The organism is Kitasatospora kazusensis, from assembly GCF_039529945.1.
Taxonomy (GTDB): Bacteria; Actinomycetota; Actinomycetes; order Streptomycetales; family Streptomycetaceae; genus Kitasatospora; species Kitasatospora kazusensis.
Genome location: NZ_BAAANT010000057.1, coordinates 14,907 through 29,531, shown reverse-complemented (window position 1 = coordinate 29,531; position 14,625 = coordinate 14,907). Strand labels below are relative to the sequence as shown.

Genomic DNA, 14,625 nt, shown 5'->3' with positions numbered 1-14,625 from the left:
CACCCCGCCGGCCGGCCGCTCAGGCTGCTGTCACCATCAGTAGCAGAGGGCGCAGACCGAGAGGTTCGGCTTCGGGGTCGCGGCGCTGGAGACACCGGCGCCGATGCCGACGAGCATGGTCAGAGCGGCGACGGCGGTGACGGCGATGCGAGCGGTCTTCTTCATGGTCGTGCCCACTTTCTGGTGACGATCAGCCTGGCTGTACGAGTCGGAAGCGGGCTGTGTGCGCTCCCGTGTCCCCCAGGCGGCCCCGTGTTCCCGGTGCTTGATCATCATGTCGCGGGGCTCTCCTCGTTCCCTATGCATCTGCTCACCGGCCCCCGGCCCGCCGCCCGCCGCTCGACGGACCGTCATGAGCTGTCCTTCCTGGTCGCCCTGACGCAGCATCGAACAAAGGGCGAGGGGCGGCCGGTACGGGGGGCCGGCCGCTCCTCGCCCGGTCTCAGGGAAGGACGACGATCCGTCCGGTGGACACTCCGTCGGCGACCCGCTGGACGCCCTCGGCCGCGCGCTCGAACGGCAGCCGCTCGCTGACCAGCGGGCGGACCACGCCCTTGGCTGCCAGGGCGGTCAGCTCGGCGTGCGCGTCGCGGACGGACTGCGGGTCACGGGTGGCGTACAGGCCCCAGTGCAGGCCCAGCACGGAGTAGTTCTTCACCAGCGCGTGGTTGAGGCCGGGCGCCGGGATGGTGCCGCTGGCGAAGCCGACCACCAGGATCCGCCCCTCGAAGGCGACGCACTTGGTGGAACCCGCGTACGCCTCGCCCCCGACCGGGTCGAAGACCACGTCCGCACCGCGCCCGCCGGTGGCCGCCTTGACCGCCGCGACGAAGTCCTCGGACCGCCGGTCGATCACCACGTCCGCGCCCAACTCGCGTGCCACCACGGCCTTCTCGGCGCCGCCGACCACGGCGATCACGGTCGCCCCGGCCGCCTTGCCGAGTTGGACGGCCGCGCTGCCGACCCCGCCGGCCGCCGCATGCACCAGCAGCGTCTCGCCCGCCCGGAGCGCGGCCCGGCGGTGCAGGCCGAACCAGGCGGTCTGGTAGCCGATGTGCAGCGCCGCCGCCTCGGCGTCGTCCAGCGCGGCGGGCGCGGGGAAGACGGCCGCCGCGTCCATCAGCGTGTACTCGGCGAAGGCCCCGACCGGGAGCACCGGCGTGCCGATCACCCTCCCCCAGCCTCCGGCCGGGGGGACCCCCGTGCCGGTGCCCTCGACCTCCCCGCACAGCTCCACGCCCGGCGTGAACGGCAGCGGCGGGCGGATCTGGTACTGGCCCCGGCACATCAGGGCGTCGGGGAAGTTGACCGAGGCGGCCAGCACCTTCACCAGCAACTGCCCTTCGGCGGGCACGGGTTGCGGCACGTCCTGGTGCAGCCGCATCACCTCGCCCGGCTCACCGAGGGCACCGACCTGCCATGCGCGCATCCCGTTCAGCCCTTCTCGATGGTCTGCTGGAGCCGGTTCATGCCGTCCAGCCACTGGTCGGGCGCGGTGGCCCGGGCCGCGTAGAACCCGGCCGTCTCGGGGTGGGTCAGGATCAGGAACTCCTCGGCCGCGATGGCGCGCAGCGCGGTGGCCGCCACCTCGGCCGGTTCGATCGCGGTGGGGGTCAGCAGCACCTCGCCCGCGCGGCCGGTGGCGTCGAGCATCCTGGTCCGGACGCCCTGCGGGCAGAGCGCGTGCACCCGCAGGCCGCGGTGCCGGTAGGTGGCGGACAGCCACTCGGCGAAGGCGAGCGCGCCGTGCTTGGTGACGGCGTAGGGGGCGGCGTCGAGCATGGTGAGCAGCCCGGCGGCGGAGACGGTGGCGACGAACCGGCCCTCGCCGCGCTCCAGCCAGTCGGGCAGCAGCTGCTCGGCCGCCCGGACGTGCGACATGACGTTGACGTCCCAGGCGGTGGCCCAGGCCTTCGGGCTCGCGTCGGCGCCACCGCCGACGGCCACTCCCGCGTTGGCGCAGTAGACGTCGATGGCGCCGAGCTCGGCGCGGGCGGCGGCGATCAGTGCGGCGACGCCCTCGGCGCTCGCGGCGTCGCCGGGGACGGCGAAGCCGCCGATCCGGTCGGCCACCCGGCGGGCGGAGTCGGCGTCGAGGTCGTTGACCACCACCCGGGCGCCCTCGGCGGCGAACGCCTCGGCGAGGGCGGCGCCGATGCCGTGTCCGGCGCCGGTGACCACGACGCCCTGCCCGGCGACACCCGGGCCGACGAGGTCCCGACCGGCGGGCTCCTGCACAGCGGGGTCCTGCCCTACGGAGTCCTGCCCTACGGCGTCCTGACCGGCGCGGCCGCTCACAGGCCACCGCCCAGCGTCACGCCGCCGTCGACGACCAGGGTCTGCCCGGTGATCCAGGAGGCGTCGTCGGAGAGCAGGAAGGCGACGGCTCCGGCGACGTCGTCCGGCAGGCCGAGCCGCTTCATCGGGTAGGCGCGGATCACCTTCTCCTCGCGGCCCTCGTAGAGCGCCTCGGCGAACTTGGTCTTCACGACGGCGGGGGCGACGGCGTTCACCCGGATGTCCGGGCCGAGGTCGGCGGCGAGCTCCATGGTCAGCCGCATCAGGGCGGCCTTGCTCACGCCGTACATGCCGATCCCGGCGGAGGACCGGATGCCCGCGATGGAGGCGACGTTGACCACGGAGCCGCCGTGCTCGCCCATCCAGGCGGCGTGCGCGCGGCGGGTCCAGGCCAGCGGGGCCAGCACGTTGACGGCGAAGATCTTGGCGGCGGCCTCCGGCTCGGTCTCCAGGACCGGGCCGTAGACCGGGTTGATGCCGGTGTTGTTGACCAGGAAGTCCAGGCGGCCGAACGCCTCCATGGTGCGGGCCACCGCCTCCTCCTGGTGCGCGGCGTCGTCGGCCTTGCCCGCGACGGCGATCGCGTGGTCCGGGCCGCCGAGCTCGCGGACGGCCTCGGCCAGCGGCTCGGCGCCGCGTGCGGTGACGCAGACCCTGGCGCCGCGCTCGACGAGCTCGCGCGCGATGCCGAGGCCGATGCCCCGGCTCGCTCCGGTGACCACGGCCACCCGGTCCTTGAACGAAGGCGTCATCGCCCATCCTCTCCGACGACAGTGCCGGGCGGACCGTGCCGACCGGAACAGTGCTGACTAAGCGCTTGCTTAGCATGTTGGCGGCGGGCCACACTGTCAACCGTCAGGGCCGTCCGGCCCCGGACCGGGCGACCCCCGTCTGCGAGGATGACCCCATGACCGACCAAGCCGCCGCCGACCTCTGGCCGATGGAACACGCCGGGGCGCTCCCCGGCGTGCACGCCGGGGAGCGCCCCGAGGCCGCCCGCCGCCTGCTGCTCGCGGCCGTGGACTCCTTCGCCCGGCGCGGCTACCACGCCACCACCACCCGGGACATCGCCACCGCCGCCGGGATGAGCCCGGCCGCGCTCTACATCCACTACCCCTCCAAGGCCGCGCTGCTCTCCGAGATCAGCCGCACCGGCCACCAGGCCACCCTGGACCTGGTCGAGAACGCCGCGGGCACCGCCGGGGCACCGGCCGACCGGATGCGCCGGCTGGTCGAGGACTTCACCTGCTGGCACGCCCGCGGCCACACCGTGGGGCGGATCGTCAACCACGAGCTGCTCGCACTGCCGGAGGAGGACTTCGCCGTCGTCGCCGAGCTGCGCCGCCGGATCGAGGAGACCGTCCGCCGGCTGATCGACGACGGCGTCGCGGACGGCTCCTTCGACGTCCCCGACGTCCGTACCGCCGCCCGCGCCGTCACCTCGCTGGGCATCGACGTGTCCCGCTGGTACAGCGAGCGCAGCAGCGAGAGCCCGGAGGAGCTCGGCCGCCGCTACGGGGTCCTGGTGCTGCGGATGCTGGGCGCCACCGGCTGACCGGACCTCGGAGGAACCTTCCATCCTCCTTGAAAGTTAGGTTAGGCTAACCTCACTTTCAAGGAGGACAGATGCGCCACGTCCCGCCCACGCCGACCGCCGTCCGGTCCGCGCCCAGCGCCGCCGAACGCGCCCGGACGCTCTTCGGGTTCGCCTCGTCCGTCGTGCTCGACATCCCCGGGATCGACCTGGTCGAGCGGCCCGGCATCCCTCCGCTGGTCCGCTGCGCGGTGCTGCCGGACGGCGCGTTCGCCGTCCTGGTGGAGAGTTCCTCGCCACTGCACCGGATCGCCCTGGTCGCCCGCGCCGACCGGGTGGCGGCCGAGCTGGAGGCCGTGGACGTGGCACCGGTCGCCGTCCCGCACCGGATCCGCGGCCGGGCCACCGCCCACGGCCGGCTCAGCCCGCTGCCCGCCCCCGGGCCCGGCGTGATCGAAGGCCTCTTCCCCGGCCGCCCGGCGGACGGCCACGCGCTGCTGCGCTTCGAGCCCGAGCACCTCGCCGTCGAGGACCTCTGGGGCTCCGAGTGCTGTGTCGGCCCGGCCGCCGTCGCCGCGGCCGCGCCGGACCCGATCGCCGCCGACGAGGCCGCCCTGCTCCAGCACCTCGACGCCGCTCACTCGGACCACCTCCACCGCCTCGCCGCCCGGGCCCGGTACGCACCCGGCCCGCTGCTGGTCCGGCCGGTGGCCCTGGACCGCCTCGGCCTGCGGGTCAGGCTGATCGGCGCCGGACGGATGCTGGACGCCCGCTTCGACTTCCACCGCCCGGTCACCACGCCCGGCCAACTCCCCGACGCGCTGCACCGCCTCTTCGCGCACACGGGCCCGCTCGGCAGCACCCCCGGGCGCTGAGCTCCGCCCGGCGGCCGCCGGCGCGCGACCGTACCCAACCGGGGGCGGCCGGCCCCGCCCGGGCGAGCCGGAGGCTACTTCGCGCCGATCACCGAGAACAGCCCGCCCTCGGCGTCCCGCAGCCGGGCCACCCGCCCGTACGGGGAGTCCGCGGGCGGCTCCACCACCGCCCCGCCCAGCTCGGCCGCCTGCCCGACCGCCCGGTCCGGGTCGGCGACCGAGAAGAAGACCTCCCAGTGCGGCGCCGTGTCGGCGGCCCGCCGCAGGGCGGCCACGCTGTGGCCGTCGGCCCGCAGCACCACGCGTTCGTGCTCGTACCGCACCTCGAACCGGCTCGGGTCCCGGCCGTCCCAGCCGAACACCTCGCCGTAGAACAGCGCCGACGCGAACGGGTCGGCGGTCCGCAGCTCGATCCAGACCGGCGCCCCGGGCGACTTCACCCAGGTGGCGCAACCGAGGTCCCCCTCCCAGACGCCGAACGCCGCGCCCGCCGGGTCCGAGGCGAGCGCGAGCCTCCCTGCGTCGAAGGCGAGCGGGCCGACCGCGAGGGTGCCGCCGCGCTCACGCACCCGGTCCGCCGTGAGATCGGCGGCCTCCGTCCCGAAGTACGTCGTCCAGGCCACCGGCGGCTGCCAGTCCCCCGCGACCGAACCGATCCCGGCGACCTCGACCCCGTCCACCACCGCACGCAGGGACGGGCCCCAGCCGTCCGGACCGCGCTCGAACTCCCAGCCCAGCAGCGGGCCGTAGAAGGCCCGCGCGACCTCCGGATCACGGGCCATCAGACTGACCCAGCACGGGGCGGCCGGGACACAGCGCACCCTGACGGTCTGCTCGCTCAACAGAGCCCCTCCTTCCGGTCCTGGCCTCAGCGTAGGCGCAGCGCCCGGCCGGGGCGCGGTCCGCCTCGCGCGCGGGCCGGGCACCCGCTGTGATGGAGAGGGTGGGGCGGGTACGGGGGTCGAGAGACGAGGAGCCGGCCATGGACGCCGCGTACGTGATCGTCGGAGCCGGCCTGGCAGGCGCGAAGGCCGCCGAGACGCTGCGGGAGGAGGGGTACGACGGCCCGCTGGTCCTGATCGGCGCCGAGGCGGAGCGGCCGTACGAACGGCCGCCGCTCTCCAAGGGCTACCTGATGGGCCGGACCGCCCGGGAGAAGATCTACGTCCATCCGGCCGAGTGGTACGCCGAGCACGAGGTGTACCTGCGGCTCGACAGCACGGTGACCGCCTTCGATCCCACCGCGCACCGGGTGACGCTCGCCGACGGGGTCACGGTCGGCTACTCCAAGCTGCTGCTCACCACCGGTGCCACACCACGCAGGCTGCGCGTGCCGGGGGGCGAGCGGGCGGAGGTGCTGTACCTGCGCACCGTCCAGGACAGCGACCGGCTCCGGGCCGCCTTCCGGCCGGGCGCCCGGATCGCGGTGGTCGGGGCCGGCTGGATCGGGCTGGAGGCGGCGGCCGCGGCGCGGGAGGCCGGGGCCTCGGTGACGGTGCTGGAGGCGGCGGAGCTGCCGCTGCTGCGGGTCCTCGGCCGGGAGGTGGCCGAGGTCTTCGCGGCGCTGCACCGTGCGCACGGCGTCGACCTGCGGCTGGGGGTGCAGATCACCGAGCTGACCGAACAGGGCGTCCGGCTGGGCGACGGCACCCTGGTCGAGGCGGACACGGTGCTCGTCGGCGTCGGCGTCGCACCCGACACCGCACTCGCCGAGGCGGCCGGGCTGGCCGTCGACAACGGCATCCGAACCGACGAACACCTGCGCACCTCGGACCCAGACGTGTTCGCGGCGGGCGACGTCGCCAACGCCTTCCACCCGCTGTTCGGCAGGCCGATCCGGGTCGAGCACTGGGCCAACGCACTGCACCAGCCACGCACCGCGGCACGGTCGATGCTCGGCCAGGACGCCGTGCACGACCGCGTGCCGTACTTCTTCACGGACCAGTTCGACCTGGGAATGGAGTACACCGGCTACGTCGAGCCGGGCGCCTACGACCGGGTGGTCTTCCGGGGCGACGTCGGGGCCCGCACCTTCATCGCCTTCTGGCTGGCCGGCGGGCGGGTGCTGGCCGGGATGAACGTCAACGTCTGGGACGTCACCGACCCGATCCGCGACCTGGTACGCGGCGGCCGCCCGGTGGACCCGGCCGCACTCGCGGACCCGGACGTGCCGCTCGACCAGTTCTGAGCGCTCCGCGGCGCGGCTAGAGCGGGGTCGGGGGTACGCCCCGGAGTTCGTCGTGGGCCTTGGTGAGCAGTTGCATCGCGAGGTCGTTGAGCGCCCGCGCGCCGGCCACCTCCTCGCCGACCCGCAGTTGCGGGGCGTCCCGCATGGGGCACGCCGGCCGGCATAGGTATCAACTGGATCAGCCGACGCGACCTCTTCACCGCCATCGGCGTCCTCCTCGTTCTCGCCGGGAGCGCTGTCCTGCTTGCTCGCGTCTACGGCTCCATCCGGCGGGCGTACACCCCGTCTGCCAGCAGCGAGAAGCCGTGCGTCTCCCACCCGTGCCGGAGCTTGGCCACGGCCTCCTCGTCCGGCCGCCTCGCCTCCGGGTCGTCCGAGTCGTACGGACAGACCTCGCCGGGCCCGTGTTCCGGATGCACGGGGGCTGGATAGCAGACCGCCAGCGCCCCGGGCACTGCCAGCCGACGCAGGGCCTCGACAGCGAGCCGCATCCCCACGCCCTTCCCCCGCCACTCGGCCGATACCTCGACCGACTCCAGCAGCAGGAGCAGCGTCGGGCGCAGCTCGGCCACCACCGGGGCGAGCCCGCCGTCCTCCGCGAAGATCACACGCGGGATGCGGTCGAGAACGCCCGGGTCCTCCGCCAGGGCCTCAAGGGGGTTCGGCACAGCCCCGGGTACGACCCGGGTGATCACGGCGGAGCCGAAGACCTCGGTGGGCCCGTTCTCGTAGAAGGACGCCGTCCAGCGGTCGGCCCTCGAAGTCCAGTCCTCGCCGGAGAAGTGCCGCGAGCTGTACGAGATCACAAGTCGGTCGTCCATCAATGCTCCCAAGTGGGGACAGGCCCCTCGCCAACGTGCGCGAGGGGCCTGTCAGTCTGCCAGGAACCGCTACTTCTGCGGCGTGCTCGGCGGGTTGGGGCTCTCCTTCGCCGGGGAACCCGCGTGCTTCGGCGGGGGCTTCTCCGCGCCCTTGTGCTTCAGGATGACCGTGCTCATGGTGGTGTCCTCCTACTCACCGTGGGTGGTGGTGCGGGTCGTCCGGCCGCTCAGCGGCGGGGTGGGGCCGGGGGGCCGGTCCTTCGGGGCAGGGGTTGTCATACTGGTGTCTCCTCACACTGTGGCGAGCCGGGCACCGGTCGGCGTCCGGGTCGTTCGGTGTCGCGGAAGCCCTCCGCGGCCTGACGGCCTGCAAGCAGCAGCCGGGGAGGGCCCACCCGCGCCTGACCCTTTCCACAGGGAGGGGGCGCGGGAGATCTGACCGGGGCCTCAGCGGACCCCCGGGGGACGGTTGTTGATCTCGGCCACGGCCGCCCGCAAGCGGGCCAATGTCGCGGAGTCCCGGACCGGTTCGAGCGCGGGCCCCTCGGGCTCGACCTGGTCGTCCGGCTCCGCCTCGGTCGGTGACACCGAGAGAAGGGATGCGCGGGCGTCATCGGGCATGCTCGCCGTCCTCGGGGTCCGCGAAGGTGTTCGCGCGCGTGGGGTCGGTGCACTCCCGAACGCCGGGTCGCGGTGACGGTTACGCTGTCGGCCGACCCAGGCGACTCGTTCGCCGTTGCCCTCGCGGGCGTACTGCGATGCCCACGCGTCGAACATCTGGCACTCCAGACATGAACTCGTCGTGCAGCCCGGTGGGTTGAACTCCAGCACGGACAGCAACTCGGGAGCCTGCCCCTCCGTGGTCGTCTCAGGCAGCACGGGACACCCTTGGCGAGCACATGCCCGAATCGGCGTGCCGCTTGCGCATCACCCGCACGTCACCCAAGCCCGAGGGGTTGTGTCCCCACCCCCGCACGCCGTACCGCGCCGTCAGGTCGTCCAGTCGGGAGCACTCGGCACACTCCGGCGGAGCCGCCTGCCCGCTGATCTGTTCTGTTCGAGTGCTCACCCGCGCTACCTCCCGTGCAATCCCGCCTGCGATCCCGTCAGCAGGAAGGTACGGAGTGGCCGCAACGGGCCGCTACGAAGTTCTACGGGATTCCACAGAAAATGGAACCGCTCACCCCAACAGCCCAGCGGCAGAGGCGATCAGCTCCCGCGCAGCGGAACCGTGAACCGCGAGTTCCGCCAGTTCGGCGAAGGTCTGGGCGTACATCGAGACCTCACTGGGTTGAGTGATTGTCAGGTAGCCCGAGATCAGTTCCACGTTCACCTGCACGCTGTCGAAGATCCAGAAGCCTTCGGCCGGCCACCTCTGCCGGTCCGGCCTCATCGGAACAACTCCAAGGCTGACATTAGGAAGTGACCCCACGGTGGTCAGATGGTGGAGCTGGTCTCGCATCACGGTCGCCCCTCCGATGCCGGAGCGGAGAACAGACTCCTCCACCAGGAAGGCGAACCGCCGGTCGCCCTCGTAGAGCACCCGCTGACGTTCCATCCGGACAGCCAGAGCGGCTGACACATCATCCACCAGCCCCCGGCGCTGCTGAATCGCGCGCAGCGCAGCCTCTGTGTAGCCGAGAGTCTGGATCAGCCCGGGGATCAGCCACGACGAGTACGACCGGAAGCGGTGTGTGCGTTCGTACAGCGGACGTCGGGCCTCCTGCGCCTGCTTCAGCCCGGCCCGCTCCATCCGCCGCCAGTCAACGAACATGCCCGCCAAGGTGCGAAGCGTGGCAATCAGGTCAACCGCCCGCTCGGGCACTCCACACGCTCGGCACCAGACCCGGATATCGTCCTCGGACGGCGGAGTGTGGGCGTTCAGCAGGCGACTCACCTTGGACGGGTACCAACCACAAGACGCGGCCAGGTCGCGCCCGTTGAGCCCAGCGTCCCGCTGTATCTCCCGGAGCTGATCCGCGAGACCTTGGCGGGCACGCTGGACACTCGAAGATGCCGAATCGGCCATGTGCTCAGTTGCCGATCAGACGGGGCGGTACTCCGCGTGCGGGGTGGCCCGCTCCCAGGCGGCTTCATAGGCCGTCAGGTACCGGGCGGCAAGGTTGGCGTCCTCCCGAACCTCCATCTTGCCGGGGGCCCACTGGCCTTCACCGGTGAAGTGATGAAGGATCACCACCCGGCCGTCCATCACCCACCCGTCCAGGCCGGGCAACAGCAGGTCACCGGCCCGGGAACGCGGCAGCCACCGCACATCCTCACCCGCCGCCACGTTCGGGAACGTGACGTCGTACTCGTACCGGATGTAGTCGGTCACCGGCTCCGAGACCACCCGAAGGCGGCGCATAACGACCCCTCGGCCGGTCGCTTCGGTCACCACGTCCAGCCATGACCGCCACCACGATTCCCGGTCGGCAGGATCGAGCCGCCTGCCCTGCTGCCAGGCGATGAACTCCGGGTCGTCCAGCATGTAGCTGTCCCGCATCTCCAGGTGCACCGCAGAGTGCTTGGCCTTCGCCAACTGCTCACGAACCGCTGTTGCCACCGCTGTTGTCCTCGTCCTTGGGCCGGGGGATGAACTGGATCATGCTCTCGGGGAGCCGGATCATGAACTCGTGATCCGGGATGTCCGTCGTGTGACCGGGGATCGAACCGACCTCCTGCGCGGCCCGGATGTCCTCGGGACCGGCCTTGTAGGACTGGATGAGCAGATCCCCGGTGTCGGTGTCCCGCCAGATGGTCGGAGAGCCGTCGTCCGGGGTGTTCGGGTAGATCCCCAAGAACTCTAGGGCCATGTCGTCCTCCAATGCCGATCAGGTTCCACGTGGTTCCAAGCATGCTGGCGGGACGCGCTCCTGTCAGGCATACCGATTTCGATGAAGAGTCAGCGTCGGTCATGACAGGATCTTGACCCTGCCACCGGCTGGGCCAAAAGTCCTGCCGGAAACCCCCGGACCATGAAATAACGGAAGGCCCTGCCCCACCCTCAACGGGCAAGGCCAGGGCCTTTTGGTACTCAATCGCCGGCACGCCCGCGCCGGCTTGGCCAGCTTCCGAACCTTCCGGCGGGGGCGGCACCATGCCCTTGAGAACGGCCGCAGCCGCCGCGCGCTGGTGCCCGGCCTCGGCGATGGCGGGGTGAAGCTTCCTGCTCCCCCGGCTACCGAGACGACTCGGTGTCGGCCGTGCTCGCCGGTGAGGTCCCGATCCCGTGGTGCGCCTTCCTGGACCGGTTCACCCGGTCAACGCCTGGGACGTCACCGGCCCGATCCGCGACCTGGTGCGCGACGGACGCCCAGTGGACCCTGACGTGCCGCTCGACCAGCCTTGAGGCTCCCGGCGGCGCGGCTAGAGCGGGGTCGGGGGTACGCCCCGGAGTTCGTCGTGGGCCTTGGTGAGCAGTTGCATCGCGAGGTCGTTGAGCGCCCGCGCGCCGGCCACCTCCTCGCCGACCCGCAGCTGCGGGGCGTCCGCGTGGTGCCTGGTGCTGAAGCCGTGGGACCGGACCTCCGTCCCGTCCGCCAGTCTGACCAGCGCGACCGCCTTCGTCCGGTCGCCGTCCTCCTGGAACTCCAGCTCGATGTGCCATCCGACGAGCGTCTGCGTCATGGCCGCCACCTCCAAGGGCTCACCCTCCAGCGTGCGCCGCGCGGGGGCCGTTTTCCACCGCTCGCCCACCGCTTGCCCGGCGCTCGCCCGGTGCTCACCCCGAGGGCGAGGGCCGCACGGGCTGTCGGTCCTCCTGCCGGCCCGCCGGTTCGCAGGCCTCCTGGCCGGTGTCCTCGTGCACCACCCGGGCCGGGCGCTCCGGTCCACCGGGGACGACGCGCTGGGCCCGGCCGCAGCGCGGGCAGATCAACGGGATTCGGGTCATGGCGGCTGTCCGCGCCTCGGCCCCGGCGCGACGGGCCCGGGCGGACGCGGCCTCCTCGCTCTCAGTGTGCGCCTCCGAGGGGCGGGCGGGCGGCCCGGGACGGCCGGGGCGCAGACGGGATGCGAACAGGAGTGCGTACGAGAGTAAGGCGGGGGGTGCTTACTGAACGCGTTCAGTTCTGCCGTAGAGTCCGGTCCGAAAGGTTTTCGAACGCGTTCAATTCAGCGATCGGGGCGCCCCGCCGTGACCACCCTCGTCAATCTCGTCGTGCTGCTCGGGATGTTCTTCGTCATCCCCGTCGGGCTGCGCCTGGTCGACGGACCCGCCCGCTCGGGCCTGACCCGGACCGCCCGGTACTGGCCCGTCGCGGCACTGCCCGGCGCCGTCGCCCTCTGGCTCCCGCGCGGCGCTCCGGCCACCGCGCTGGCCGCCTGCTACGCGCTCGCCACCGTCGCACTCGCCGTCCAGGCGCCCGTACGACTGGCCCGGACGCGCTCGCTCGCGCCCGCGGAGGTGGCCACCCTGACGGCGCTCGTCGCACCGGCGGTCGCCGGGCTCGCGCTGGTCGCCGAGCGGTCCGGGTACCGGCTGTTCGGCTTCGACCTCGACATCCTGGCGCTCACCGTCCCGCACTTCCACTTCGCCGGGTTCACCGCCGCTCTGGTCGCCGGGCTGGTCTGCCGGGCCGCCCCCGGGCGGCCGGCCGCCCGTACCGCCGCCGCGCTCAGCGTCCCGGTCGGCACCGCCATGGTCCTGGCGGGGTACTTCGTCGACGACTGGGCCCAGCTGGCCGGAGCCGTGGTGCTGACCACCGGGATGTGGCTGGTCGGGCTGCTGACCTGGCGCGACCTGCGCCCCGCCGCGCCGGACCGGACGACCGGCGGGCTGCTCGCCGTCTCGGCCGTCACCCTGGTGGCGACGATGCTGCTCGCCCTCTGGTGGGCACTCGGCCGGGCCGCCGGGTTCCCGCACCCCACCCTGACCTGGATGGCCGCCACCCACGGCCTCGGAAACGCGCTGGGCTTCGCGCTCTGCTCACTGCTCGCCTGGCGCCGGACGAAGGAGCTCCACCCGTGACCAGCCCGCTCAACTACCCCGAGACCGGCGCCACCACCCGGCCCGGCGGACCGCTCCCGGCCGGCTACAACCACCTGCGCCACCGCGCCCTGATCGGCTACGGCCGTGACGTCCTGGAACGCGCGGGCGCCGCCGTCACCACCTGGCGGATGCACCGTGCGGCGGGCGTCCGGGTCCGCGCGGACGCCGGCCGGGCCGCGCCCGGCGTCGCCGTCGAGTGCGCGATCGGCGTCGGCCCGCTGCGGCTGGCCGCCCCCTGCGAGGTGGTCTGGAGCACGTACGAGCGCGACCGGATCGGCTTCGCCTACGGCACCCGTACCGGGCACCCCGAGTGCGGTGAGGAGTCCTTCGTGGTCGAGCTGGACAGCGCCACCGGCGCCGTCTGGTTCACCGTCACCGCCTTCAGCCGGCCGGCCCGCTGGTACACCCGGCTGGCCGGCCCGGTCGTCCCGCTCTGCCAGCGCCTGTACGCCCGCCGCTGCGGGGTGACGCTGCGGCGCCTGGCGGCGGGGTGAGAGACCGGCCAGCCTCCTCCGCCCGCGTCAGGAGGCCGGCCCGGGGGCGGCCGGGACGCTGAGCAGGAGACGGTTCGCGGTGTCCAGGGTGCGGAGTTCGAAGTGGTCGATGGCGCCGGGCGGCAGGCCGGCCCCGCCGGTGGTGCGCAGGGTGGTGTAGGCGGCGGGCGGGACGGACCAGGTGGTGACGGTCTGGCGTTCGCCGGTACGGGAGACGGCGACCAGGTCGCAGCTCAGCGGGCCCTGGACGGTGCCGAGGGAGAGCGAGAGGTTGATCTGGCTGCCCCAGGTCCGCGCCGTGACGCCGACGGTCGCCGAGGTTCCGGTCGCCGGGTCGGTGGCGCTGAACTGCTGGGCCGCGGCGACCGCTTGGGGCGCACTGGCGCCGTTCAGGGTGGCGGTGGCGACCGGGCCGCCGACGATCAGGACGGCCGCCGCGGCGGCCAGCACCAGCCGCCGGGTCCGGCTGCGGCGCCTGGTCGCCGCGACCTCGCCGACCAGGCGGTCGAGCAGCTGCCCGCTGGGTTCCGGGGTGGCCCGGGACTCCCCCGGCGGCAGCCCGGCGGCGGCCAGCTCGGCCAGGATCGGTTCCAGGCCGCCGAGCCGGCCGGCCTCGGCCGTGCAGGTGGCGCAGTCGGCCAGGTGCTCCTCGAACTCCAGCCGCTCGGCCGGGTCGAGCACGCCCAGCAGGTACGCGCCGACGTCGAGGTGGAGTTCCTCCGGCGTCCGGGGCGTCCCGGGCGTCGGCGGCTCGTGGGGAGTCCGGGGAGATTGGGGGTTCTGGGGGGTCTGGGGGGTCTGGGGGGTCTGCGGGTTCTGGGGCGACGTCACGATGTCACTCCTCGTTCCTCTAGCGCGAGCTTCAACGCACGCAGCGCGTAGAAGATCCGTGACCTGACCGTACCTGCGGGGATGCCGAGTTCGGCCGCCGCCTCGTTGGCCGTCCGGCCCTTGAGGTACGTCTCGACGATCACCTCGCGGTGCGCCCGGGTGAGGTCGTCGAGCGCTTCGGAGATGGTCATCAGCCGCAGCGCCCGGTCGAGTTCGTCCTCGGCGGGCAGCAGTTCCAGCGGCGAGTCGTTGACCTCGTGCGGGCGGGCGAGGCTGCTCCGGTGGCCGTCGATCACGATCCGCCGGGCGACCGTCACCAGCCAGGGGCGCAACGACTGGGCGGAGACGTCCAGTCGGTGGATGTTGCGCCAGGCGCGGAGGAGCGTCTCCTGCACCACGTCCTCGGCCCGCTGCCGGTCACCGGCCACCAGCCGGCTGACGAAGCCCAGCAGCGGGCCCGCGTGGTCGCGGTACAGCGTCCGCATCAGCTCCTCGTCCGGCGCCGGGCGGCTCGGCGGCCCGCCGTCCTCGCCCCGGCCGGTGAAGGGATGATCGGTCACGGCGCCATCCTCGCGCACGCACACCTCCTGGTCG

Annotated in this window: 19 protein-coding genes and 1 pseudogene; 5 read left to right on the top strand and 15 right to left on the bottom strand. The window is 73.2% G+C overall.

Features of this window, described 5'->3' with window-relative positions:
• Nucleotides 1-36 precede the first annotated feature (36 nt).
• From ABD330_RS29365 to ABD330_RS29350, 4 genes are all read right to left on the bottom strand, one after another.
• Nucleotides 37-165 carry a hypothetical protein gene (locus tag ABD330_RS29365; RefSeq protein WP_344469207.1) on the bottom strand — a complete coding sequence of 43 codons (129 nt, stop codon included), beginning with the start codon at nt 163-165 and terminating at the stop codon, nt 37-39.
• A gap of 277 nt (nt 166-442) precedes the next feature.
• Nucleotides 443-1,429 (bottom strand): NADPH:quinone oxidoreductase family protein, encoded by a 987-nt coding sequence (locus ABD330_RS29360; RefSeq protein WP_344469205.1) that lies wholly within the window; start codon nt 1,427-1,429, stop codon nt 443-445.
• A 5-nt stretch (nt 1,430-1,434) separates the two neighbouring features.
• Complete coding sequence (locus tag ABD330_RS29355) at nt 1,435-2,238, bottom strand: SDR family oxidoreductase (RefSeq protein ID WP_344469203.1); 804 nt, start codon at nt 2,236-2,238, stop codon at nt 1,435-1,437.
• A 56-nt stretch (nt 2,239-2,294) separates the two neighbouring features.
• Complete coding sequence (locus ABD330_RS29350; RefSeq protein ID WP_344469201.1) at nt 2,295-3,050, bottom strand: SDR family oxidoreductase; 756 nt, start codon at nt 3,048-3,050, stop codon at nt 2,295-2,297.
• 155 nt (nt 3,051-3,205) lie between these two features.
• Between ABD330_RS29350 and ABD330_RS29345 the strand changes: the two genes are divergently transcribed.
• Together ABD330_RS29345 and ABD330_RS29340 are read left to right on the top strand one after the other, a co-directional pair.
• Nucleotides 3,206-3,853, top strand: a complete 648-nt coding sequence (locus ABD330_RS29345; RefSeq protein ID WP_344469199.1) for a TetR/AcrR family transcriptional regulator — start codon at nt 3,206-3,208, stop codon at nt 3,851-3,853.
• A 71-nt stretch (nt 3,854-3,924) separates the two neighbouring features.
• Entirely contained in the window at nt 3,925-4,707 is a 783-nt protein-coding gene (locus ABD330_RS29340) for a DUF2470 domain-containing protein (protein WP_344469197.1), read from the top strand.
• 74 nt (nt 4,708-4,781) lie between these two features.
• Here ABD330_RS29340 and ABD330_RS29335 read toward each other — a convergent pair whose 3' ends face one another.
• Nucleotides 4,782-5,489 carry a VOC family protein gene (locus tag ABD330_RS29335; protein WP_425555677.1) on the bottom strand — a complete coding sequence of 236 codons (708 nt, stop codon included), beginning with the start codon at nt 5,487-5,489 and terminating at the stop codon, nt 4,782-4,784.
• A 200-nt stretch (nt 5,490-5,689) separates the two neighbouring features.
• Between ABD330_RS29335 and ABD330_RS29330 the strand changes: the two genes are divergently transcribed.
• The gene (locus tag ABD330_RS29330) at nt 5,690-6,895 is read left to right on the top strand and encodes an NAD(P)/FAD-dependent oxidoreductase (protein WP_344469193.1); all 1,206 of its coding nucleotides are present in this window, start codon (nt 5,690-5,692) and stop codon (nt 6,893-6,895) included.
• 16 nt (nt 6,896-6,911) lie between these two features.
• On the opposite strand, the pseudogene ABD330_RS29325 reads toward ABD330_RS29330, so the two are convergent.
• The 8 genes and pseudogenes from ABD330_RS29325 to ABD330_RS29290 form a co-directional block, all read right to left on the bottom strand.
• A pseudogene (locus tag ABD330_RS29325) lies at nt 6,912-7,034 on the bottom strand (dsRBD fold-containing protein); the annotation flags it as partial.
• Nucleotides 7,035-7,149: 115 nt separating this feature from the next.
• The gene (locus ABD330_RS29320) at nt 7,150-7,716 is read right to left on the bottom strand and encodes a hypothetical protein (RefSeq protein ID WP_344469191.1); all 567 of its coding nucleotides are present in this window, start codon (nt 7,714-7,716) and stop codon (nt 7,150-7,152) included.
• A gap of 447 nt (nt 7,717-8,163) precedes the next feature.
• Nucleotides 8,164-8,337, bottom strand: coding sequence for a hypothetical protein (locus ABD330_RS29315; protein ID WP_344469189.1), 174 nt, complete (start codon nt 8,335-8,337; stop codon nt 8,164-8,166).
• Between the two features lie 559 nt (nt 8,338-8,896).
• Nucleotides 8,897-9,745 carry a helix-turn-helix domain-containing protein gene (locus tag ABD330_RS29310; RefSeq protein ID WP_344469188.1) on the bottom strand — a complete coding sequence of 283 codons (849 nt, stop codon included), beginning with the start codon at nt 9,743-9,745 and terminating at the stop codon, nt 8,897-8,899.
• A 15-nt stretch (nt 9,746-9,760) separates the two neighbouring features.
• Complete coding sequence (locus ABD330_RS29305; RefSeq protein ID WP_344469186.1) at nt 9,761-10,279, bottom strand: DUF6879 family protein; 519 nt, start codon at nt 10,277-10,279, stop codon at nt 9,761-9,763.
• Nucleotides 10,260-10,529 carry a hypothetical protein gene (locus ABD330_RS29300; protein WP_344469184.1) on the bottom strand — a complete coding sequence of 90 codons (270 nt, stop codon included), beginning with the start codon at nt 10,527-10,529 and terminating at the stop codon, nt 10,260-10,262. The genes ABD330_RS29305 and ABD330_RS29300 overlap by 20 nt, the downstream gene beginning before the upstream one ends.
• Nucleotides 10,530-11,082: 553 nt before the next feature.
• Nucleotides 11,083-11,343, bottom strand: coding sequence for a DUF1876 domain-containing protein (locus tag ABD330_RS29295; RefSeq protein ID WP_344469183.1), 261 nt, complete (start codon nt 11,341-11,343; stop codon nt 11,083-11,085).
• A 94-nt stretch (nt 11,344-11,437) separates the two neighbouring features.
• The gene (locus ABD330_RS29290) at nt 11,438-11,608 is read right to left on the bottom strand and encodes a hypothetical protein (RefSeq protein WP_344469182.1); all 171 of its coding nucleotides are present in this window, start codon (nt 11,606-11,608) and stop codon (nt 11,438-11,440) included.
• Between the two features lie 243 nt (nt 11,609-11,851).
• Here ABD330_RS29290 and ABD330_RS29285 point away from each other — a divergent pair, with 243 nt between their 5' ends.
• The gene (locus ABD330_RS29285) at nt 11,852-12,685 is read left to right on the top strand and encodes a YndJ family protein (protein ID WP_344469181.1); all 834 of its coding nucleotides are present in this window, start codon (nt 11,852-11,854) and stop codon (nt 12,683-12,685) included.
• On the top strand, nt 12,682-13,200 hold the full coding sequence (locus ABD330_RS29280; protein WP_344469180.1) for a DUF1990 domain-containing protein: 519 nt from the start codon (nt 12,682-12,684) through the stop codon (nt 13,198-13,200). The genes ABD330_RS29285 and ABD330_RS29280 overlap by 4 nt, the downstream gene beginning before the upstream one ends.
• A gap of 27 nt (nt 13,201-13,227) precedes the next feature.
• Here ABD330_RS29280 and ABD330_RS29275 read toward each other — a convergent pair whose 3' ends face one another.
• Together ABD330_RS29275 and ABD330_RS29270 are read right to left on the bottom strand one after the other, a co-directional pair.
• A complete protein-coding gene (locus ABD330_RS29275) occupies nt 13,228-14,031 on the bottom strand; it encodes a zf-HC2 domain-containing protein (RefSeq protein ID WP_344469179.1) in 804 nt (267 codons plus the stop codon).
• Entirely contained in the window at nt 14,028-14,615 is a 588-nt protein-coding gene (locus ABD330_RS29270) for a sigma-70 family RNA polymerase sigma factor (protein ID WP_425555676.1), read from the bottom strand. The genes ABD330_RS29275 and ABD330_RS29270 overlap by 4 nt, the downstream gene beginning before the upstream one ends.
• Nucleotides 14,616-14,625 lie beyond the last annotated feature (10 nt).